General features: G+C 43.5%; 16 protein-coding genes, 3 tRNA genes and 1 rRNA gene. All 20 read right to left on the minus strand.

What is annotated here, in order from left to right; all coding sequences use genetic code 11:
• Nucleotides 1–4,197 (minus strand): pilus assembly protein (locus B0682_RS08980; RefSeq protein ID WP_078308377.1); only part of this gene is annotated, 4,197 nt, incomplete at its 3' end.
• Nucleotides 4,178–5,113 (minus strand): hypothetical protein, encoded by a 936-nt coding sequence (locus B0682_RS08985; RefSeq protein WP_078308379.1) that lies wholly within the window; start codon nucleotides 5,111–5,113, stop codon nucleotides 4,178–4,180. The genes B0682_RS08980 and B0682_RS08985, both read right to left, overlap by 20 nt.
• Before the next feature lie 66 nt (nucleotides 5,114–5,179).
• Nucleotides 5,180–6,136: a PilW family protein gene (locus tag B0682_RS08990; protein ID WP_078308381.1), complete on the minus strand. Its 957-nt coding sequence runs from the start codon at nucleotides 6,134–6,136 to the stop codon at nucleotides 5,180–5,182.
• Complete coding sequence (gene pilV, locus B0682_RS08995) at nucleotides 6,136–6,684, minus strand: type IV pilus modification protein PilV (RefSeq protein ID WP_078308382.1); 549 nt, start codon at nucleotides 6,682–6,684, stop codon at nucleotides 6,136–6,138. The genes B0682_RS08990 and pilV overlap by 1 nt, the downstream gene beginning before the upstream one ends.
• Complete coding sequence (locus tag B0682_RS09000; protein ID WP_078308384.1) at nucleotides 6,678–7,145, minus strand: prepilin-type N-terminal cleavage/methylation domain-containing protein; 468 nt, start codon at nucleotides 7,143–7,145, stop codon at nucleotides 6,678–6,680. The genes pilV and B0682_RS09000 overlap by 7 nt, the downstream gene beginning before the upstream one ends.
• Nucleotides 7,146–7,302: 157 nt before the next feature.
• Nucleotides 7,303–8,103 carry a ComF family protein gene (locus tag B0682_RS09005; protein ID WP_240494964.1) on the minus strand — a complete coding sequence of 267 codons (801 nt, stop codon included), beginning with the start codon at nucleotides 8,101–8,103 and terminating at the stop codon, nucleotides 7,303–7,305.
• A 56-nt stretch (nucleotides 8,104–8,159) separates the two neighbouring features.
• Nucleotides 8,160–9,509, minus strand: coding sequence for a phospholipase A (locus tag B0682_RS09010; RefSeq protein WP_078308385.1), 1,350 nt, complete (start codon nucleotides 9,507–9,509; stop codon nucleotides 8,160–8,162).
• Entirely contained in the window at nucleotides 9,506–11,773 is a 2,268-nt protein-coding gene (gene dsbD, locus B0682_RS09015; RefSeq protein WP_240494965.1) for a protein-disulfide reductase DsbD, read from the minus strand. The genes B0682_RS09010 and dsbD overlap by 4 nt, the downstream gene beginning before the upstream one ends.
• Before the next feature lie 113 nt (nucleotides 11,774–11,886).
• Nucleotides 11,887–12,348, minus strand: coding sequence for a type II secretion system major pseudopilin GspG (gene gspG, locus B0682_RS09020; protein WP_078308387.1), 462 nt, complete (start codon nucleotides 12,346–12,348; stop codon nucleotides 11,887–11,889).
• Between the two features lie 134 nt (nucleotides 12,349–12,482).
• Nucleotides 12,483–13,682 (minus strand): type II secretion system inner membrane protein GspF, encoded by a 1,200-nt coding sequence (gene gspF / locus B0682_RS09025; protein ID WP_078308388.1) that lies wholly within the window; start codon nucleotides 13,680–13,682, stop codon nucleotides 12,483–12,485.
• A gap of 216 nt (nucleotides 13,683–13,898) precedes the next feature.
• Nucleotides 13,899–13,974 (minus strand) — tRNA-His (locus B0682_RS09030).
• A gap of 78 nt (nucleotides 13,975–14,052) precedes the next feature.
• Nucleotides 14,053–14,129, minus strand: a tRNA-Arg gene (locus B0682_RS09035).
• 34 nt (nucleotides 14,130–14,163) lie between these two features.
• Nucleotides 14,164–14,240 (minus strand) — tRNA-Pro (locus B0682_RS09040).
• Between the two features lie 79 nt (nucleotides 14,241–14,319).
• A complete protein-coding gene (locus tag B0682_RS09045) occupies nucleotides 14,320–15,735 on the minus strand; it encodes a 5-methylcytosine restriction system specificity protein McrC (RefSeq protein ID WP_078308390.1) in 1,416 nt (471 codons plus the stop codon).
• Between the two features lie 61 nt (nucleotides 15,736–15,796).
• Nucleotides 15,797–17,305: an McrB family protein gene (locus B0682_RS09050; RefSeq protein ID WP_158077893.1), complete on the minus strand. Its 1,509-nt coding sequence runs from the start codon at nucleotides 17,303–17,305 to the stop codon at nucleotides 15,797–15,799.
• A gap of 88 nt (nucleotides 17,306–17,393) precedes the next feature.
• Nucleotides 17,394–17,741 carry a rhodanese-like domain-containing protein gene (locus B0682_RS09055; RefSeq protein WP_078308393.1) on the minus strand — a complete coding sequence of 116 codons (348 nt, stop codon included), beginning with the start codon at nucleotides 17,739–17,741 and terminating at the stop codon, nucleotides 17,394–17,396.
• 100 nt (nucleotides 17,742–17,841) lie between these two features.
• Complete coding sequence (hisC, locus tag B0682_RS09060; RefSeq protein WP_078308394.1) at nucleotides 17,842–18,975, minus strand: histidinol-phosphate transaminase; 1,134 nt, start codon at nucleotides 18,973–18,975, stop codon at nucleotides 17,842–17,844.
• Nucleotides 18,976–19,478: 503 nt separating this feature from the next.
• Nucleotides 19,479–20,093, minus strand: coding sequence for a rhomboid family intramembrane serine protease (locus B0682_RS09065; RefSeq protein WP_078308396.1), 615 nt, complete (start codon nucleotides 20,091–20,093; stop codon nucleotides 19,479–19,481).
• Nucleotides 20,094–20,121: 28 nt separating this feature from the next.
• A complete protein-coding gene (locus tag B0682_RS09070; protein ID WP_078308397.1) occupies nucleotides 20,122–21,198 on the minus strand; it encodes a 5'-nucleotidase in 1,077 nt (358 codons plus the stop codon).
• Nucleotides 21,199–21,314: 116 nt separating this feature from the next.
• Nucleotides 21,315–21,428: ribosomal RNA gene (gene rrf / locus B0682_RS09075) — 5S ribosomal RNA — on the minus strand.
• Nucleotides 21,429–21,500: the final 72 nt, after the last annotated feature.

A 21,500-nucleotide genomic window follows, 5' to 3' on the forward strand; every position in this document is an offset into this window, starting at 1 on the left:
ATACCATTGTCTGGGTTGTAAGATGTAACGCTCACTGACAAGATCAATCGATCCTGTACCATCACCTGATAACTGACTGGCTAATTGTGTATTTTGTGATTGACTCTGACCACCAGCATCACCAAAGTTACTTGCTAATAGTCCAATATGGCTGTTAGGAGTGTCTTGATGTGGTGCACCTTGATTGGGTCTGATAAGCTTTTTACTGTTATCTGAGCCAAAATTTACACGGTTATTTTCCTTAAGCTGTTCCGTCAAAGACAAGGTATTGATGAGTGTGCGTCTGGTAATATTATCTTTACTGGTGAAAGAACCAAAGCTTAACTCTTGAATACCTTGACCTGCACGGATAAAACCTGCTGTGCCGTTACGAGATTCATTTTCCAAACACACACCATAAGGCAGACAATATATCTGACGTTCTGTACCTCCGACAATTCTAGCATTACAAGAGTTAACAGCAGAGTAATTCATATCTGGGTTATACACGCTGGTGTATAATTTATTTGCCAAGATATCAGACTTGCCAAAGCCTTTACCATAACGCACATTTGCCCAACCATCAAAACGAGTTAACGGATAATACCAACCTTTTTTAACTTGTTTCTGCATTTGTTCAATGATTTTTTTCTTGGCTTGCTGTGAATAATTACCATTATTTTTATTCTCTTTTGAGAAATCGATCAGATCATTATCACCTAGCTCTTTAATCATAGACATAGATTGATTGCCATTAGTAGCTGATTTTGTAAATAAATCTACTCTGGTAACATCTGTATCGATGATACCATAGACACGATCGGCATATTGGTTGTCAGCACGCATCTTAGATAAAGGCGAGCTTCTGTCACCAGAAATAATATTGACCATAGCAAACAATTGATTGTTATGTGGATTTTTATGAATACTAACCACAGGCATTTCATAAAAGCGACGTGTGTATTTGATCGTATTACCCGTGTATTCATTTTTTAGCAATTTGGTGATGCTACTGCTGGTGATGTTTCCATCTTTAAAGTCCACACGGAACAGCTGTCCACCAAGGTCGCCAAAGTATAAGTGGTCAGCTATACCATCACTGTTACGGTCTAAAGCTGCCACGCCACCGACAATACTGTGCTTAAGGTCAGAATGTGTTTTAGAAGGAGTTTTTTTGGTATTGGATTGATTTGAAGCACTCCAGAGTAGCTGACCTGTATCAGCATTAACGATGTATATCGCATTACCTTGAGCAATGGATTTATTATTGCACTGTTGATTCTGGTTAGCTTGATGTCTCCCCACGGATTGACCAATACCACTCACACCAACTTGGAAATTATCATATTCATAACACATGTCATAGCCACCACCAAATACGATGACATCGGTGCCTTTGGTATCGGTTTGGCTTGTTTTGATGCGTGCCAGTGTTGGTTGATTCCAAATATGACCGATACGCTCAAAACCCGGTGTGGTTTTATCTATCAAGGCACTGTTTTGATTGCTAAATCCTTTTTTGGGTTCGTTTTTATTGGTGATGTCCAATGCCAACAGCCCCTCACCACCCAGACGCATGCCACCATATGCCAAAACCTTGCCATCAGATTTTACTTTTTTCTCAGAATAGTTGTAGCTGTATTTGTTTTTAACTGCCCAATGCCCATCAATACCGAACTTTGGTGTACCAGCAAGTCGATCGATATAAGTAGATTCAGGGATTAATGCCTCAGGTTGTTGCTGCATCATGATGCGAGGTAAAATGACCACATTTTCTGTACCACCACCGTCAATGTTGTTGCCACCGCTATGATTTTTAGCATTCACCAAATGTAATGTGCCATCCATACTGCCAAAGAACACATAGTCGTCTCGTTCTGTGTCTTTTATACGTCCATGATCATCTAGATTTGCACCATAAGAGATGGAGATAGGTTTAGAGTGAATGGTCGCACCTAAAACTTTGTTTGGGCTGGCGGCTTTTTTTAATACCAAATCGCTCATCTTGATATTGGGTATGTCATACATGTCACTTAAATATTTGGTATATTGTTCTCTGCCATTTTTTGTGTAGGCTGCTCTCTCAAAGCCTAAAAATTGTAACAAGATAAGTTTGTTCTTTGGTGTATAAGTCGTGGTATCTATCAATTCGTCAAGACCAGTTACTTTGCCAGAGAACCAGTCAACGGTAATTTTCCTAAAGGTAGTGGTCTGTTGACCTTGTGCAGTTAAGTCTTCAAGATAAAGGGTACGGATATTGTCCGTATTGTTAGGATGATTGGGGGTTTTTAAGTTACCATACAGACCTCCCACCCTAACCGAGTCATGTCTTGCGCCGTTGGCAGAGCTGCTACTGGTCCATAAATCTGCAGCATCCGCATTCAGACTGCCTGCCACATTGGTGAATATGTTGTCACCATTTTGACCTTGTAACGTGCCATCGTATAGCTTGTATTTTTTGACGTTGCCGGGCCAAATATTACTGTGGCCATTACCCCCCCCCACACGTGCCTCAACCAATGGCATAAAGGCATAGGGCAATTCACCGATGGTTTTGTAAGGGTCTTTTGGGACAGTCAATATCCCTGACGGTGATGCAGCTATCTCGTTATTTAAATCTGACAAAAAGGTTCTGACACTTTTTATGATGTCGTCCGTCGATTGAGCAGAATAAAACCCCCCTTCACCATAACCACCCACATCTTTTGGTAGACTTGGGTGGCTTTTTGCCCCCCAATTACAGGCATTTTTGGCATCTACGTTTGAGATTAGATTACAGTTAATGTAATCTGATTTCTTGTCTTGATGATATTCATATTTACCGTTACTCTGTATGGGCAGACTGGTTTTAGGATCAAGTTTGGGTGATTGCAGATCTTTGAGAATAATGCCATTGTATTTATTGACATCAAACACTGAGCCAAAACCCACCACAGCAGTACGAATGCTTTTACGGCTAGGGTTTTTATCCACATCACGCAGTGCTTTGGCAAAAGCCCCTACTGATGGCATAGCATTGCCATTACTTGAACCAAAGGGCAAAGTTTCATTGCCAGGCGATATGGAACCATAAGTGAATGAATTAATATCTTTGGGATAGTTCGGTATTTTATGACCATTACCCTCTAATGCTTTGTTCATAATCTCATAGGGGTCTGCACCATTGGGTTCACCATCGGTTAAAAAATAGATGCCTTGCCCATCGCACGAGTTGGCATTTTTTAATGGGCTGATGTATTTCCCATTACTCTTGGTGCTTTTGTGTGATTTTTCAAAGCCACTTTGAGGTGGTACGGTATAACCATAGATATTGGTATATCCCACCCATGTGGTGGTGCCCATCATATATGCGCCTGCTTCAGCATAGGCATTGGCAGTTGGCGTACGGTGTTCAGCTCGTAGTTTTGCTACCTCTTCTTTTATTTTTTTACGTTGCTCTTCTGACAGAGACGCTGCTGGCACCAATATCTTACCTGTTTGTCCATCTGTATAGTTAAATTGGTTATTTTCATCACTTTGTGATGAAAACTGCCCTATCCCAATGGCAACTTTATGTGAGTCTAATAGGTAGTTGCCAGCGCTGTCTTTATCCAATAAAGTAAAAATAGCATCTTTTAACCGAGTCATGCGATCAGGAATTTGCTCATCTCTATAGTGTGGTTTGAGTGGGGTGTAATATAATTTATCAGAACCTCGGTTTTCAACTGAATACTGAGAAAGTCTATTTTTCACGTCATATGATTGTGAACTAATACTATTGCAATGGTCATCTAAACATCTATGGTATGTTGTATAATACCCACTCCACCAATTTCCTTGTTTTTTGGCATAAAATTGATAACGTTTACCTGCAGTGGTGTGTGTATGACACAAATAGCGGGTATATTGAGGTATGGTATTTGATTGCCTTGTGATAAGTGTATAATGTGTATTTTCTAACTCACATGCTGAACCATCGGTCATCAGCTCACCAGACATCGACCCTGATGTGTCTAACATCATCATGATGGTTACTTTACCACCCTCTGCAGATTGGTAGATTTCTAAGTCACCGATATTTCTGTGTACTTTTGGTGGCTCGATTTTTGATGAAGAAATATCGGTTGATGATGGGGCAGCCTCTACCGACACACTGGACAACAGGGCACTCACCGCAACACACAAGCCACGTCGCATCATTTTAGGTGTCAGATGACCATTAGGGTTTTTCAGTTTCATGAGCTTGTCCTTCTGTGGGTTTAGAATTTGTACCTGTTGTGCCATCACTGATTGGTTTACATTTGTCATCATTTTTAAGCGTAGCAGAGCTGGCACGCCCTAATCCGATGCATGTCTGCACTTGGTTGGCAAGACTGACTTCCACCTGTTCTTTAAGTTGCTTGTTAGGCACATTGTGATTTTTTAGACAATTGCTTAAATGGTCAGATACAACAGCACCCACATTAGAGACATCGGAATAACAATTGTCAAAATGGTTATAAGAAGGAATTGCTGATACCGTTCCAATATCGAACACATGCTTACTTTTTAGGTCTTGATTACCAGCAGATAGATTAACTTCTTGCCTTGCTCCTTCAAATGGTCGTAGATTGTTTAGTGGCGTTCTGGTAATATGTACCTGCGTAGCAACAGTCTGCCTGGCACTGAGATAGCTACTGGCTTGTTTTGGATCGCATATTCCTAGATGATTACTGACTACCAAACCACCATCTCGCTTGATAGTAGCGGTTTTGGTGTTTATTTGTAGCATTCTTGGATTATAACAATAGATGAGTTCATCTTGGTCGGCATCAGGTGAATTACTAATGAAATGACCAAAAATTCCATTATTTCGATTCACCATGTCTTGATAAATTGAATCGGTAACAGGTAGATTAACCGCTTCTTCTAGCCTCATGTTCGCCCCATCAGCCCCTTGTAGTAGCAAGGTATCCATCTGACTGCTACTGACCAGCCTAAGATCAGTCTGACTGCGCCTAACCGCCACCGCTCCGATACTGATGATTAATATCAACACCAGCAACACGACAATCAACGCCATCCCCTGTTGCTGACGATGACCACTAAAGCCAAGACTGCGTTTTAAGCCAAGACTACTTTGGCGATATGATGGATTGGCACAATCTGATTTCATAAATGTATCCAACTACAATTTGTCCAACTGGTTATTTATCCAACCATAAGACCGATAAATTGACAATTATGGGGTGATGACCCGAGCATTACGCAACATGATGGTCGATTCATAGTTGCGTCGTAAAAAGTTGGATTGACTACTCACGGTATTTTCTTTACCAAAGATGGTGTATTTATTGCCTGTGCTTTCTGGTATGACGTGATTACTGCGTACCAAAAAACCCAGTTTGACCGCAATGATGGGGGCTTGATATAAGGGGTCTGAAGTTGGCAATGCCAAATAATTTTTTGGTGCGATGTAAGCCAAATTGTTGGCATCTTTACTTTGTACCCCAAGCAATACTTTAAATTGCTCAACATTATCAATAAGTGCCACCCCCTCATTACCAAAAGCTGGGACACTGGCGGTTTTATTAATGCCACCTGCTGACTCAACACGTCCTGCATCACAAGTAAAGATGCCATTACCACGGATAAAATAACGCTCAATCACCCAATCATTTAAGGCAACCGTATTGCCCTCACAGTCCACAAGACCTGAATCAATGACATTTTGATACTGTATGGTCAGCTGGTCGCTGGCTATGTTTGTGCCACTCCCCCCAGTCCATGTTGAGTTTCTTGATGAAGCAGTGTTTTGAGGGGGACTGTCAGCACTTGTGGTCATCAAGTTATCAGAGATGCTTGAGTCATTGGCTGGCAAACCAACATTTTGGGCGGATAATACCACCCCACCAAATTTGGTGGTTTGATTGATTTGAAAGACACTGTTACCTAGGTTTGCCAGTCTGATTTGACGCTCTAAGTTTTGGATACCAAACACACTGGCATCAGCTATCTCAGATCCCCCTTGTTGAACCAACGAGGTACGAAAAGCACTTAAATACACCTGCAATACCGCCGCTGAGATAAGCAATCCCAATACCAATGCTATCATCAGCTCAATCAAGGTAAAACCTTGGCTGATGTTGGGTTGACTGACTGTCGGATAACCATACTGTCGCCATTGTTGCTGTTGCATCAATATGCCTCCATCACAAAACAAGAAGAGCCAATCTTATAATCGCCATTGGCAGTCACACAATCCGTATCGGCTGCGCCAATGGTGGGGTTTGTGTCTCCCCAACTGGCGATTAGGCACATCAATGGCACACCTGTCGAGACAGGGGGGCATTCATGGGCTTGTATCTGAATTGAGCTGTCAATGGCAAATTGTCTTAACACCAGCGCATCACGTATGGCAATTTGTTCTTTCGTGCATGTCGCTTGATTTTTGGTATTTTTAGTGATATCGTTTTGCAGACAGCTGTCTTTGGTTATTCCTTTATAGGTGGCTTGGTTGCTATCAAGCACCTGTTTAAAAACCTGAATGTGCTTGGGATTGGCACGCATCATCTCCGCCCCACCACGCATCACAGTCAATGCTCGCCCACTTACCAAGCTTTCATCAGTCGCCTTGATTGCTGTCATTTGTAAGGCTGCAAAGCCCATGACACCCACCGCTAAAAGCAGTAATGCCACCATCACCTCAACCAGACCAACACCTTGCTGTTGATGTGCGTTTAACATGTGCGTCCCCCAGTGTTTCTTGACAGTCTGCCCCTTGAGTTGATGGTCAAGTCTACAGAGCCTTGTGCATATCCATTATAACAAACTTGAAACGTTTCTTCTAAAGTGTTTGTTGTCCCCCTAAAATCCACGGTGCCATTGGCGTTAAATTGAATGCTTGGTGTGCCTCTAACAGCCACAACAGACAAAGGAGACGCAAACTCAATATTGCCTTTAGTGGCACAGTTTAACGTTTGTGCATTAAACCGAACAGTTACGGGATTGCGAGTGATGTTTGCTTCAATACGGCTTTCTTTAAAGCAGGTTTCAATTTGGTTGAATGCGTCTTCCATCTTTCGTTTGGCTATCTGATTTTGAAATGATGGGGCAGCGATGCTAGCAATGATGCCTAAGACACTGATGGTCACTAGCAACTCAATCAAGGTAAAGCCAGTCTGTATCGGGCGGTTAAACGCTTTCATGTATTATCCATCGCATTATTAAGACAATTAGGTTAAGACAAAAAAATTAAGACAATCAATCATCATTATTGTATCGTTATTGCAATAATCGTTCCAAAATTCCCATCAATATGAACAAAAATCCATAAAAAAATTTGCTGCCTCTACTATAAAACACTCAGCTGCCATGTGCAAGACAATAACCGCTCACTTGTAGCGATTGATGGGACAAAAGTAGCGTGTGTGCCAGTGAGTGCAGACTTGCCCCTGTGGTGGCAACATCATCAAACAGCAACACATGACGAATCGAAGCAGGTAATGGGGTAACGATGGCAAACGCATGTTCTAGGTTGCTAAAGCGTTCTTGGCGGTTTAGGTGGCGTTGGCTGATGGTATCGTCAATGCGTTGTACGCCCCGCCATATGGGTATCTGCCAATGGTGAGACAGATGGGCAGATAAGATGGTTACAGGGTCAAAGCCACGTTTTTTCAGACGTTTGGCGGTGGTGGGCATGGGCAAGATGACCGCATTGCCATTGAGCGTACCACTGAGATTTTTCTCACCACTCAGCACACCTTTAGGCACAGACAACCGCTCAAGCAAATAACGCAAAATGGGCAATCGACTCATGTCTTCATGAAACTTAAAGGCTTGCACCAGTTGGTTGATGGGATAACGATAAGGGGCGGCCGCTTGGATATCGATGCGAGTGTCTTTTATGACGCTAAATGACGCAGGTGGTGGGGGCAATCTGTGCTGGCAAGATAAGCATAATACGCCAGTGTCTGCCATGCCAAGCCAATCTGTCCAAGATGCTGTTTTGCCATGTGCTGTCTTGGTATGGCGGTGGGTTTGATACGAGTGGATGCTTGGCTGGCTAAGATGGATACCACAGAGCAAACACCGCTCTTGCCAGCGGTGAGCCAGCCAGCAACCCAACTGATAAGGGGCAAACAAAGGAATGCGAATGCGTGTCATGAAATCATGCTGATGTTAAATCACGGCTGATGCTTGGGCTTGGCTTGAGCTTGGTATCACAAACCACGCCAGTCATTTAGCATGATGCCCATACCGACAGCGGTGTCTTTGTGGTTGTAGTCGATGATCGACTCGCCATAACCATGAAAAACTTGTAGATAGACATTCACATTATTATCCAGCTGATGGATAAACTCAAGCTCAACAGCCCCTTTTTGTGTGCTGGGGTTGCCCCTTATCATGCCAGAGATGCTGTTTTTTTTGTCTAAGTCATAATAAGCCCTAAGCTCACCGATGCCCCAATGCTCGCCAATGTTTGGGTTGTCATCTGGTTTGTTGTTGGTTCTGGCATTGATTCTTGCCCAAAATTTGGGCACAACCGTTAGCTTATTCCATTCTGCCCCTGCCATGACATACGCCCTATTCCATGAACGTGACAAAGGGTCATCTTCTCCGTTTGAATGGTGAATTAAGCCTGCTCCCAACATTCTTAATCGACCATTAAATGGCAGACTGGCGGTAACAGGTTGGGTGATAAAAATCTCAGGCTGATAGTCCGTGGCACGAAAAGGGCGTGAGTTGTCTTCATTATATACCTGCCAATGTGACTGCTGAGTATAACCAAACCAAAGGTCTGAGTGGGTATTAAATAGGTCTTCTGCCACCTTGGTTTTAACAGATACTTGTAGCTTTAGCTCAGCGTTACGCCTGTCATTATAACTGTACTCTTTGCTGTCTTGGTTGGGCGTTTGTGGACTGCGGTTGGGGGCAGTGTGTACTTGTATGGGCAACAGATACATGGGGTTGTGTGGGCGTGGTTTCCATGTGCCAATGTCACTGTTTTTATCCAAATCATAGGCTAAGCTTAGCGGTGAGTATTTACCGATGTCAATCTCTTTAATGCCAACCGTTGATAAGATGTATTGTTCATTTTGTGCCAGTGGCAAACTGGCACCATCGGCTGTTGGGTCTAAAGCGGTTATTGTGTCAGTAATTTGCTTATTATTATCACCATCAAGATTAACGGTGCTGTTGTTAATGCTGCTGTTAATCTGAGAGCCAGCAAGCACCACTTGGGGGCCGCCTTTAAAGGTTTTGATTAAGGTTTGACCCAAATCAATGGGTTTTTTTTCCTTAATAAAGTTAGGCAGTGTCCCTGCCTGTGCCACTTTATCAAAACAGGCCAACCGTGTCACATTGGTCTGTATTGACGCACATTCATAAAATAAAGAGGCTTGGTCTTTGCTGTGATTAGGCTCACTTGCCAACTCTAAATTTGCACTTTTATCAGTGGCTGTATGAACGTTTGTATCAATGCCTAACCATGTGTCAGTGGTGTCAGTGGCTTGTGCGTTTGGACTGCCTGCCAAGGCAAGTAACCCAACATAAAAAAAGGCATGCTTCATGATAACTTATCCAAGGTATCGATAAAGGTTTGACGTTTGATTTCACCGACTTGCTTTTCTTGTAAATGACCATCAACATAATAAAGTAGGCTTGGCGGCCCAAATAACTGATAACGTGCCAAAATGGCTTTTGACTCTTCTGTGGTCTCAGTGATGTCCAAGCGCACCAAATGCCAATCAGCCATTTGTGAGGGTAATTGATTGAATATGCTCTGTTCCATGATGCGACATTCAATACACCAATCAGCAGTAACATCGACGACCACTTTGTCATGTTGTGCCAACAACTGGTCCAGCTCTGCTAAGGTTGTGATGCGTGATTGAGCAAAAGCGGTGTTTGGTAAAGTGTCATTTGCTAATATGCCTGCTGTGCCAGAACCTGCGGTTAATGGTTGCAAAGGATGCCAACTGTCTTTTGCCCCCATCGCTGCTCCCACCATCAAACACCCTGCCCACAACAACATCACATAATTCATGGCACGGCTCAGTAAAGGGGTTTTTTGAGACCATTTATGCCACCAAAACGCCACGACTGCAAACCACAACGCCCAAAGCATCAACATCACAGGCGATTGTAAGACACGCTCAAGCAACAATAACGCCACTGCAAATAACAGATACGCCATGCCTTCTTTTATCCAATTCATCCACTCGCCTGCTTTTGGCATCAGCTTGCCCCCTGTGGCAGCCAACACCACCAACGGTAAAGACAAACCCAAACCCAACAAAAACAACGCCATAAAACCAAGTGGCACGCTGCCAATGGTGGCAACAGCAAGTAAAGAACCAGACAAAGGAGCAGACACACAAGGGGACACCACCAATGCGGATAATAAGCCCACCAAAAAACTACCACCAACACTGCCCAAACGTTGATTGCCTGCTTGGCTGAGCTTTTGTAATGGCTGACTGATGGCACTGGGCAAACGAAATGCCACCACATCCAGCATATATAACGCAAGCAACACAAACACCAAGGCAAACCCACCCAAAATCACAGGGTTTTGTAACCAGCCCAAAATGCCCAAAGCTTGCCCAAAATAGGCAATCACCGCCCCAAGCAATCCATATGCCACTGCCACACCCAAAGCATAACTGCCACTTAAAATGACACTGCGACGTTGGCTGACCTGCTTTTGTTGGGCAACAATGTTGGCAACAATCGGCAACATGGGCAACACGCAAGGGGTAAACGCCAAGGTCAATCCTGCCAAAAATATCAATAGCAACGCCAACGCTGGGTGACTTGCCAGCCCAAATGGATCATTTGCATGAGCGTCTGTATTGGTGCTTGTGGTATTGATGCTTGTGGTATTAGTGCTTGGCTTTTCTGCCATTTCGGTTAACGTAACGGCATGTGATGCGTCAGCTGGTAGATTATCCAACGATTGATTGGCAACAACCTGAGTCTCTAAATCTGTGCTGGGGTCTATGTTGACATCTGTGCTTGGATTGTCATGTGTTGTGGTTGTGGCATCGTTGCCAGTTATGTCATTTTTGATGGTTGATGACGTGGCGGTATCAGCCGTTTTTTCTTGAGTGTTGTCATTAAGGTTGTTATTAGGGTTGATTGTGTTGGTTTGTTGTGCTGTTTTTACTTTGGAAGTGTCTTGCTTGGAAGTGTCTTGCTTGGAAATATTGTGATTGTTGGTTGTTGCTTGCTCGATTGTGATGGGTTCTTGTGTTGCGTGAGCGTCATTTTTACCAGTGGCATCTAAGCTGATGACAAATTGTGTCTTCTCTGGTGGATAGCATAGACCTGCTTTCGCACAACCTTGCCAGTTGACTGTAACAGGCACATCGGTCAGCCGTTTGCCTTGGGTATTGGTCAAAATGGCGGTGGCGGTAACGTTATTTTGGTCAAATACCGCCACTTTACCAAAACTTGGATCATCGACAAAGTGAGCTGATTTATCAAATTGCAACGATGTGGCAGTTATGCCATCAGGCAAACTGAGTTTAAGCTTGTCTCGATACAGATAATGACCGGGGGTGATGTCGACATACACAGACACCTTATCGCCTTGAATGCTGGGCATGACATTAAAAGCCTGATTAACAGGTAAAAACTTACCGCCACTGGTCTGCTCAGAAAACAAATCATTCAAGCCAGCACCATGCACCGCTTGTAAAGGCATCGCCCCTAAGGTCATAAGCCCCATTGTCAGTACCAATACGTTGGTGATTACAGCATTGGCAATCACACAATCTGATGTCATGCCTTGTTTTTGCAGACGATTTTGTATTAATTTAACAGCTTTCACGTTCACAACCTTTTAATTACTTAACTTTTAATTACTTAACTTTTAATTATTTAACTTTTTACCGCTTTATTTTAATCTGAGATTGACGGTATTTTTTATCCGTCAAAATCTAATTAAGTGCTGGCGTACAAATCCCTGTCCATTCCCTCACCGCCCACTTGACCATCTGCCCCAAGTGAAAACAAATCATAAGGACGACCCTCTGTACCAGGTGAGACATACTGAATTTCATTATCCCAACCATCGGTTGGATAGTCGCCTTTAATATAGCCACCTTCGGGGAAGTTTTTAGCATCATTCACAGGGTGAATTAAGGCATCCAAGCCTTGTGCGGTGGTTGGATAGCGTCCATTATCGATGCGATACGTGTCCAGTGCATTCGAAAGGCTAGATAATTGCACTTCGGTGGTCTTAACACGAGCCTTATCACTTTGTCCCACCACACGAGGCACCACTAACCCTGCCAAAATGGCCAAAATGACGATGACAACCATGATTTCTATTAAGGTGAAGCCAGCTTGGGCTTTGCTTATCGACAAAGAACACTGAGAAGCAGAAGAAGGAATGTTATTCATAGGACTAAGGTTCTCATAAGGCTAAGTTTCTTTTCATATTAATCAGAAAATAGCAAAAAATAATGGGGCATATCATCTGTTCATATCATCTGTGTCATATTATAAATGCCAATTATTGCTCAAGTATTACGCAATTATCCTGCCAAGTCATTCATATTAATGATGGGCAACATCACCGCCATGACAATCACCATCACCACCACCCCCATGAACACCAACATCAACGGCTCAAGCAATGCCAATAATGTACTGATAAAATTGGTGGCTTGATTTTCTTGCATTTTTGCTGCTCTTGCCAACATGTCATCCAATTCACCTGAATTTTCACCACTTTTTATCATTTGCACCATCATCGGCGGAAAGTAAGGTGAATTTTGTAACTGTCCTGATAAGCTTGCCCCCTCAGTCACTTTATCAGCGGCTGCTTGAATGGCTTGCTGGATATGCACGTTGGTGGTAACGGCTGCCCCAATACGCAAGGCCTCAATCAACGGCACACCAGAGCGTGTCAAAATTGCCAGCGTACTGGCAAAACGAGACGCATTTAACCCTTTAGATAACTTAGCAAAAATTGGCAAACGCAAAACCATGGCATCACTCACTCGCCTGCCATGCTCACCACGCACAAACCGCACCAACAATACCACCAACACCACCAACACCAATAGGATTAACCACCACCACTGAGTAACGGCGTTAGATAGCCCCATCACCACTTGGGTAATCCAAGGCAAGGCTTGGTCTGATTGCTCAAAGACCTTGACAATTTTTGGCACAACATAACTCATCAATCCAATGACAATCAAAAACGCCATCACCATCAACACCAACGGATACACCATGGCACTTTGAATTTTCTTTTGTAAGGCATGGCGGTTCTCAGTGTAATCCGACAACTGTTCTAAAATCAAATCCAAATGTCCAGATTTTTCACCAGCGGCAATGGTGGCAATATATAAATCAGGAAAATCAGCGGTTTGAGCAAAGCCATTGGCAAGGGTATGCCCTTCAAGCACATGTGAGCGTACTGCCAATATCAGCGATTGCATGGCAGGTTTTTCATGTTGTTTGGCAACAGCAGCCAAGGCTTCTTCTAAAGGAATGGCAGATGCCAACAGCACCGACAGCTGTCTTGTCAACAATGCCAAATCATAAGAAGATGGGCGTTTTTGACGTTTGCCCTTAGCATTGGTGTCTTGTACTGAGTCCACTTCGACAGGCATCAATGCCTTGTCCCTCAACTGCTGACGCACTTGCCGAGCTGAGTCGGCTTCTAAGATGCCTTTTTTTAGTTGACCTTGTGGGTCTAAGGCTTTATAACGATACGCTGGCATTCATCACATCTCATCTGTTTGTTGATTTTGTTGGTTGACAATGAGCTTATGGTATCGCAAGCGTCTGATGGACGGCAACCATTATCAATGAGCAATAATAAATATCAATGAGCAATGATAAATGATTGTGTTATTTGTAAGCTGATTTGTGTGCTTAGATAGGTGGGTGGGTAACTTTAAGTGGTGGTATGTTACCATATTAGTAACCATAATAGATGGGGCGACTGATGGGACTTGAACCCACGACAACCGAGATCACAACCCGGGGCTCTACCAACTGAGCTACAGCCGCCATATAGACATCATCAGTAATGATGGTAATGATGACTTTGATAAAGTCTACTAGTCTACTTTGATATTTACAGGCAAGTGGCGCGCCTGGCAGGATTCGAACCTGCGACCACCTGCTTAGAAGGCAGATGCTCTATCCAACTGAGCTACAGGCGCTCATACATAAAAAGCCTGTAAGGCTCTTTAACAGTGGTCGGAGTGGAGGGATTCGAACCCCCGACCCTCTGGTCCCAAACCAGATGCGCTACCAAGCTGCGCTACACTCCGTGAACTGTCATGGCAACACCACTGTCTTGCCATAGGGTGCATATGATAAGAGACAATCTTATTCATGTCAATGTTTTTTTTATATTTTTATCAAAAGCTCACCCGTTATCATATCAAAGCCAAGCAAATCAATGTGTCCACCCCCATGTAGATGCAAGCGTTTGGGCTGTTGTAAGAAGGGGTTGGCAGGATAAATCAGCCATGACGCATCGGCTTTAAGTAACGTTTGATAGCTGTAAATTTGGTATAAATCGCTGGTAAGCACTTGTGACAAGCCATTTGGAACTTTGTATTTGACATCAATGACAATGTGCGATGTTGCTGTTAAGCCAAGCGTTGCCATTGAGGTAAGGTCGCTTTCTGCCAAGGCAGATGTGGGCAAAGTTTGGGGCAAAATTTGCAAATCTGGGCGGATGAATTTTTGCCCCCCTTTATCATCAGTCAACCACATGGTTGCTTGTTGTGTTTGTAGGCGGTTTGGCAGTCGTTGCTTAAACCAATCAACCACCCACAACTCGAACAATTTGGACATATTAAACATCAATGCAGGTGTGTATTGATGGGGCGCTTTGGTCAGGGGTGATGACAAGCCAAAGTCTGGTAGGGACTGGGTCAATTGCTCGGTTGGTAAATTGAGCAACCAACACGCCATGTCAACAACAAAACGTTGCTGAAATTGTATCGCAATATGTTGATTTTGCGAATTGATATGGGTTAACAGCTGATGATAAAATGCTCGTGGATACAGTTGCACAGACAGGGACTGCAAGCCATGGCCATCATACCCATGCTTTAAAGCATTAACCACCTGATATGATGATGGATTTAAACAAACACCCAACCGTTGTGCCTGCTGTAACGCCATAAAAAACAACCCATACCAAGCAAAATGCCATGTCAACTTAGCATCACTGGTGTAACGAAAATGTGGACGATGAGTATTATGACAAATTTGTTCTTTTAGATGCAGTTTACCCTGTGCTTGTGGGTGATTTTGCCATTGGGTCACATAAGTTCTTGGTAAGATGGTTGGCAGGTTCACCAGTTGTTGTTGCCATAGTGTCAATAATATTTTTACCCAATCGCAAGGCGTGTCAATGTCGATGTTCAATGACGATAAGGCCATGCCATTAGTGGGAGCGACAGCGGTCATGGCGATGGGGTTGAGTTTTGACAACTTTGGTAATAAGGTGTTAATCAATGCGTTGACCAATGCCTTTACCCCTTGGCGACTGTTGTGCAGGTCCGTTGGGTTCTCAATTTGGCTTACTTTTGGCAAAATCTCCAAATACCGACCACTTGGCAACAACAGCACCGCCAAATAATGACGCACCACCAGCACGGCTTTGCCTTGGTGAATACCACATTCAAAACATGGCAGATGACCTTGTGCGGTCTGCTCAAGCAACCATTGATAATCATGAGCAGTCAGTTGACCCTTTGCCACCTGTGTGTCATCAATCCGCTGATGTTCCAATACAGTCAATACATTCATACACTGCTTATGCTGTTTTTATCGGTGTTTTTGGCAGTTTTCTTTTGTTAATCATATTTTGTTAATCATATAAAGATGCCCATGTTTCCGATTGCAAAAATGGATTATTGTGTTGCTCTGGATTGATTGTTGAGTTGGTTATTGGGTTAATTGCCATTGGTAATTTTGTCAAAAGCCGAATCATGTTAGGATTAATGTGCAAGCTTGACCCATGAGACAACATGTGATTCATGCTCTGCCCGGCATATTGCCCAACAGCATAAGCAACATCTTTGTTTTGATTAATCACTGGGTTGCTGCTGGCTGAAGTGATGATGATGTCAGTGATTGGCAAGAGCCAAGGCACCATCGACAAATTCAACACTTCGATCAGCTGAGCCTGACTTAGGTCATTGAGCAGTTGGGGCAAAACCTGCTTTACCATGACAGTAATCAGCCCAGCCACACTGTCAATCCCATAAAAATACGCTTGCCCTAACAATGCTTGCTCACCTGCGTGTTGCAAAAGACGAGTATTTAAACCGTCTAAAATTTTTGCCAAATCAATCTGCTTGTGGTCATAAGGATTATCAATACAAGGCAACTCTTGTGAATTTGGCAACAGCAGAACAAATTCAAAACGACGACGAAAGGCAGTATCTAATGGCATCAATGATCTGTCTTGAACATTCATGGTGGCATAAATATCCACATTGCTTGGCACACCAAATAATCGGCCAGAATACGCCAAATTCACCTGCATGGCGTGTGGTTGTCCCATGCGTTTACTTGGCTCAATCAGGCTAAGCAACTCACCAAATACCTGCACCACATTGGCACGGTTAATCTCATCAATCAGCACAGCATAGCGATGCGTTGGATCTTGCCATGCCCGCTCACACAACCGCACAAACGCCCCTGCTTGGATATCATAGTGCATCTTGCCATCATCATCGACATAAGGGCGAATGCCTTCGACAAATTCATCATAACCATAAGCTTGATGAAAACTGACCATGACATAGCGACACTGCTCACGCTGATGAATATTTGCCACACTGGCAAGATAGCTGTCCAATTGAGCTTGTAAATCGGTTAATAATGGCAAGCTGTCTGACAACAAATACCAATGTGATGAACTGTCTTTGGCAAAATAAGCCTGACTAGATATTTGGCTGTTGTGATTAAAAGGCGTTTGATATGACGGTTGATGATTTGATGGGTGGTGATTTGATGGATTGTGATTTGTTGATGGGTTGTGGTTCGATAGACTGCCACTGCGTGCATATTGGCGTAAGGTCGTCCATGCCGTCTGTTCTAGATGTTCTTGACGATTATTCACCACGGCTTTGTATTGAAAAAATGGGCTGGCAACAATATCCGCCACCTTAAGCAACTCTTGTCCTTGTTGCAACTTATGTAAAAACACCAACACAATCACATCACGCCAGCTTAGCGTTTGCACCAAGGTTTTGCCCAGCTGATCAACATTCACACTTTGTACCACATCGGTGTATTGCTTTGCCAACTGCTGTAGTCGATGTGTCTTACCTGTCCCTGCCACGCCAGTAAAAATGACATTACAAGGCATTGATAATCCCAAATCAGCCGTCAAATCCGCCATTGCCTAAACCGTTCTTATTTATACCTTAATTCATTGTTATGCCTTAAGTTATGCCTTAAAATGGGGCATCACCAGCCACCATTTGCCAGTCCAATATTTTAGCTTGGCGAGTGCCACCTGTTAGCACCACCACATCACGCTCGCTGTCAATGTCATTGATAGCAGTGGCAGCTCTGGGGGCTTTACCACCACCACCGCACAACACATAGATGGTGGTGTCTGGCAGTTCTGATAATATGGTCTTATTTATCCCTTGATTAATGGGGTGGTTAACTGCACCTTGTATGTGTCCGTTAGCATAATCTTTGGCATCACGCACATCCCAAATACTGGCATCAGCCAACGCAATGCCACGCTCGTGTAGCTCGTTAGGTAAATTTTCGATTGGTAATTCTCGTATCATCTGTTTTCCTAAGTTGTTTTTTTAGGTGATTGTTTCTGGGTGATTGCTTTTGGGTGATTGTTTTGCATTTATTAATTTGGCTTGATGATGTTTGCTTCACTTATGACTTGATTAAATCATAAAGAGTCACAATCAAACGCTGGATTTGCTCTTTATCACCCACACTGATGCGTAAATAGTCCTTGACACGTGGTTGATTAAAGTGTCTAACGATGATGCCCTGCTCTCTTAGGGTTTGTGCCAATACAGACGCATCTCCTGAAAATAATGTCTTAGGAGGTTTGGCAAACACAAAATTGGCTTGTGATGGCAACACGTCAAACCCCAATGTAACAAGCTTATCGGTTAATAGCTGACGCAGTTTTTGCACCAGTTGACACACCTGCTCAAAATACGGCTGGTCAGACAAACTTGCCAGCGCCCCTGCTTGTGCCAAGCGGTCAAGCGGATAACTATTAAAGCTGTTTTTCATGCGTATCAACGCTTCTATCAATGACACATTGGCAAAAGCAACCCCCACCCTCAACCCTGCCAACGAGCGAGATTTAGAAAAGGTTTGTACCACCAACAAATTATCAAATTCATTAATCAAACTGATGGCACTCACCACCGCTTGTGCATCATGCTCATTTTGTGCAAAGTCAATATAAGCTTCATCAATCACCACCACCGCATTGGGGTGTTCTTGGCAAAGTTTATGAATGTCAGATAATGGCATCAAAATACCCGTGGGGGCATTGGGGTTAGCGATGATGATGCCTGCACAAGGTCGACGGTAATCATCTGAATGAATGCTAAAATCTTCTCGTAAAGGGATTTTTATCATCTCCACCCCTAAAGTATCAGCATACACAGGATAAAAACCATAGCTGATATCAGGCGTGAGTAAAGCCCTGTCTTTGATAAAAAAACACGCAAACACCAACGCCAACACTTCATCTGAACCATTACCCACAAAGACTTGTGATGGTGTGATGCCATGCTGACGATGATAAGTTGCCAAACCTTGACGCAAGCTGTCTGACTCAGGCTCTGGGTATAAACGCAGGTTGACCGCTTGATTTTGCAATGCCTGAGCAATGGCAGTTGCCACCATGGGTGATGGTGGAAACGGGTTTTCATTGGTATTGAGCTTGCACAAGCTGGCTTGTGTGGGTTGTTCACCAGGAACATAAGGCGACAGATTACGGGCTTTTATTGACCACAGACGGTCATCTATTTTAAGTTGGCTCATATTAACTTGGCTCATGACAGCTTCTTGACTTCCTCCCCTCCCTATCGTTCGGGGATTCCTGCTCCCAGACGGTCAAGCCCAACCGCAAGCCTAAGATAGTGGCAACCGCCCGTACGACACACCGTACATCTTAGGTTCTTATTTTAAGCTAATCCTACCGTTAGGATTGTCATAGACACGAATTAGCTTAAGTGTGTGTTTGGAAACATCTTACCAGTTAAGTTACTGCGTACTCGCAATTTAGTCTTAACTTAACTGTGGAATGTAAGACATTGAATATAGTGAGATGAGTATAGCAAAACTTATCGCATTTAACAATTGCCTTATATCCACCGCCCAAAGGCGGTGGTTTTACGGCAACGGAGGATAAACGGATTATTTTAATCGCCCAATACTATACCATGAACCCAAATCGCTGACGATACTCACAGTATAAATTCTTATCTCATCCGCTTTTTATCATCGTTGCTGTAAAACCACCATTGGATAATTTTGTGTGCTGATTACCGTAACAACCGACTCTGTGAATACGGATGACGAGTACTTGCCCCAACCCCAATGCCTGTCAACAATCCCCCCAAATGCCCAGCAAAGGACACGCCCACTTGTGGCATAAGATTACTCAACATCGCCAACCAAAACCCCACACCTAACGCCACACATGCAATCAGATAGCCCCAACGTCTGGCAAACAACGCCCCACCAATCATATAACCCATCATCGCAAACGCCAACCCAGATGCCCCAATATGAAGAGAGTTCGATGACCCAAACACCCAAGTAAATAGCCCAGAACCGACAATCAAAAACACAATGGTCATCATCGCCTTTTTCTCAAACACCCCAAATAAAAACAACACCTGAGCCATGACCAAACTATTGCCTGTGATGTGAGCCAAATTGGCGTGCATGGTCCACGATGCCAAAATACCGATAAAGCTTGGCACACTCAACTCTCTTGGGACAATACCAAAAACATTCCACAATCCAAACAGCACGCTGTTATTAAGCAAAAACATCAACCACATGGGAACAAATACCCACAGATACAGCTGCATGGTTTGTCGCAAACGGCTTTTAACAAGGCTTTGCCAGCTTGGTTGCGAGGTGGGATACATGATTTGCCCCAGTTGCGTTTAAGTTAATTTACTTATTTTTTGATGGCTTTACATTTGTCAGTATCTTGGTGGGTGATGTTTTTGTTTTAGAAAACTTATGCCCAAACTGATCACACTTTGTCAACTGATGCACTGCATTTAATCTTGTGTTTAATCCTGAATTGGAGCGATAAGGCACTAACCCCGATGGCACAAATCCCCTTGCACGCTCAATGTGCCTAATCGAATCATCAAAAAAGATATGCGGGGCAAAGGTTTTTAACACATGGGTTTTGTCCAATCCACCCAAAAAAAACGCCATGTCTACCGTCACCCCCCAAGCCCTTAACGTCTTAATCGCACGCAAATCAGCAGGAGCATTCCGAGCGGTTACCAAAGCAATCTGTACAGGGTGTTTGTCTTGAGTAATGGGCAATCGCTGTTGCAACTTAGACAGCTTAATCAAAAAATCAGCATAAGGACCTTTTTCCATCGGCGAGTCGCTCATCTTATCTTCATAATCATGAAACGCCTTTAAACCCTGTTGTTGATACATCAATTCCCCAGCCCCATCAAACAGCACCGCATCACCATCAAAGGCAATACGTAACTGATTGCTATCCAACTCAAAGGCATTAACAGGGGTGGCATCAAGCAAAGCACAAGCACACACACTGGCATCAGTGACCATTTGGGCATCGTCCAAATTGGTGGTCAAAAACAAATCCACCTTAAAATCAGCAATGTATTTGACCACAGGCTCACCTGAGATAAACGCTGAACGAGTGATGTTTAACCCATGCGACCGCAAAGAATTTAATACCTGCACACCCGTATCAGGGCTAGATTTTGACACAATCACCACCTCTACCAATGGCGACTCATCATGGTAATCTTTACCATCATCATATTCATTAAGCTTTAAAAGAGCCTTAATCAGCGGATAACCCACCCCTGCTGTCAATGGTACACTTTCATTGGCAATCATATAATCATGAAACTGTTGTAAGGCATTTTTGGGGTCTTTTTGAAGCAGTTGGCTAAAATATCGTTCCGATTCACTCAAATCAAACAATGCCGTCGCCGAAATCGCCACAATTAAAGTATTAGAAAAATCCACTGCCATGTTTTATGCTCCAGCATTTGGGAGGTTATTGAATTGCCATTCTACCACCAAAATACCCCTTAAATAACCCCAAAAAAAACACCCCCCTTCTATTGAAGGGGGGGGTATATAAAGGGAGCTGACGATGACCTACTCTCACATGGTTAAACCACACTACCATCGGCGCTAAGACGTTTCACTACTGAGTTCGAGAAGGGATCAGGTGGTACCATCTTGCCATTGTCGTCAGCAAAGGGGGAATCCTGCAAACACAGGAGAATAGAAATGAATCTGATAAAAAGGACAAATCAAAGCCATAAAAC

The organism is Lwoffella lincolnii, assembly GCF_002014765.1.
Lineage (GTDB): Bacteria > Pseudomonadota > Gammaproteobacteria > Pseudomonadales > Moraxellaceae > Psychrobacter > Psychrobacter lincolnii.

Excerpts from the sequence above, each read along its gene's own strand:
- B0682_RS09050 (WP_158077893.1), bottom strand. The coding sequence starts at position 17,305 with ATGCCTTGTAATGTCATTTTTACTGGCGTGGCAGGGACAGGTAAGACA.
- B0682_RS09000 (WP_078308384.1), bottom strand. The coding sequence starts at position 7,145 with ATGAAAGCGTTTAACCGCCCGATACAGACTGGCTTTACCTTGATTGAG.
- pilV (WP_078308382.1), bottom strand. The coding sequence starts at position 6,684 with ATGTTAAACGCACATCAACAGCAAGGTGTTGGTCTGGTTGAGGTGATG.
- B0682_RS09010 (WP_078308385.1), bottom strand. The coding sequence starts at position 9,509 with ATGAAGCATGCCTTTTTTTATGTTGGGTTACTTGCCTTGGCAGGCAGT.
- B0682_RS09055 (WP_078308393.1), bottom strand. The coding sequence starts at position 17,741 with ATGATACGAGAATTACCAATCGAAAATTTACCTAACGAGCTACACGAG.
- B0682_RS08990 (WP_078308381.1), bottom strand. The coding sequence starts at position 6,136 with ATGCAACAGCAACAATGGCGACAGTATGGTTATCCGACAGTCAGTCAA.
- hisC (WP_078308394.1), bottom strand. The coding sequence starts at position 18,975 with ATGAGCCAACTTAAAATAGATGACCGTCTGTGGTCAATAAAAGCCCGT.
- gspG (WP_078308387.1), bottom strand. The coding sequence starts at position 12,348 with ATGAATAACATTCCTTCTTCTGCTTCTCAGTGTTCTTTGTCGATAAGC.
- B0682_RS09005 (WP_240494964.1), bottom strand. The coding sequence starts at position 8,103 with ATGACACGCATTCGCATTCCTTTGTTTGCCCCTTATCAGTTGGGTTGC.
- B0682_RS09045 (WP_078308390.1), bottom strand. The coding sequence starts at position 15,735 with ATGAATGTATTGACTGTATTGGAACATCAGCGGATTGATGACACACAG.
- gspF (WP_078308388.1), bottom strand. The coding sequence starts at position 13,682 with ATGCCAGCGTATCGTTATAAAGCCTTAGACCCACAAGGTCAACTAAAA.
- B0682_RS09065 (WP_078308396.1), bottom strand. The coding sequence starts at position 20,093 with ATGTATCCCACCTCGCAACCAAGCTGGCAAAGCCTTGTTAAAAGCCGT.
- B0682_RS09070 (WP_078308397.1), bottom strand. The coding sequence starts at position 21,198 with ATGGCAGTGGATTTTTCTAATACTTTAATTGTGGCGATTTCGGCGACG.
- B0682_RS08985 (WP_078308379.1), bottom strand. The coding sequence starts at position 5,113 with ATGAAATCAGATTGTGCCAATCCATCATATCGCCAAAGTAGTCTTGGC.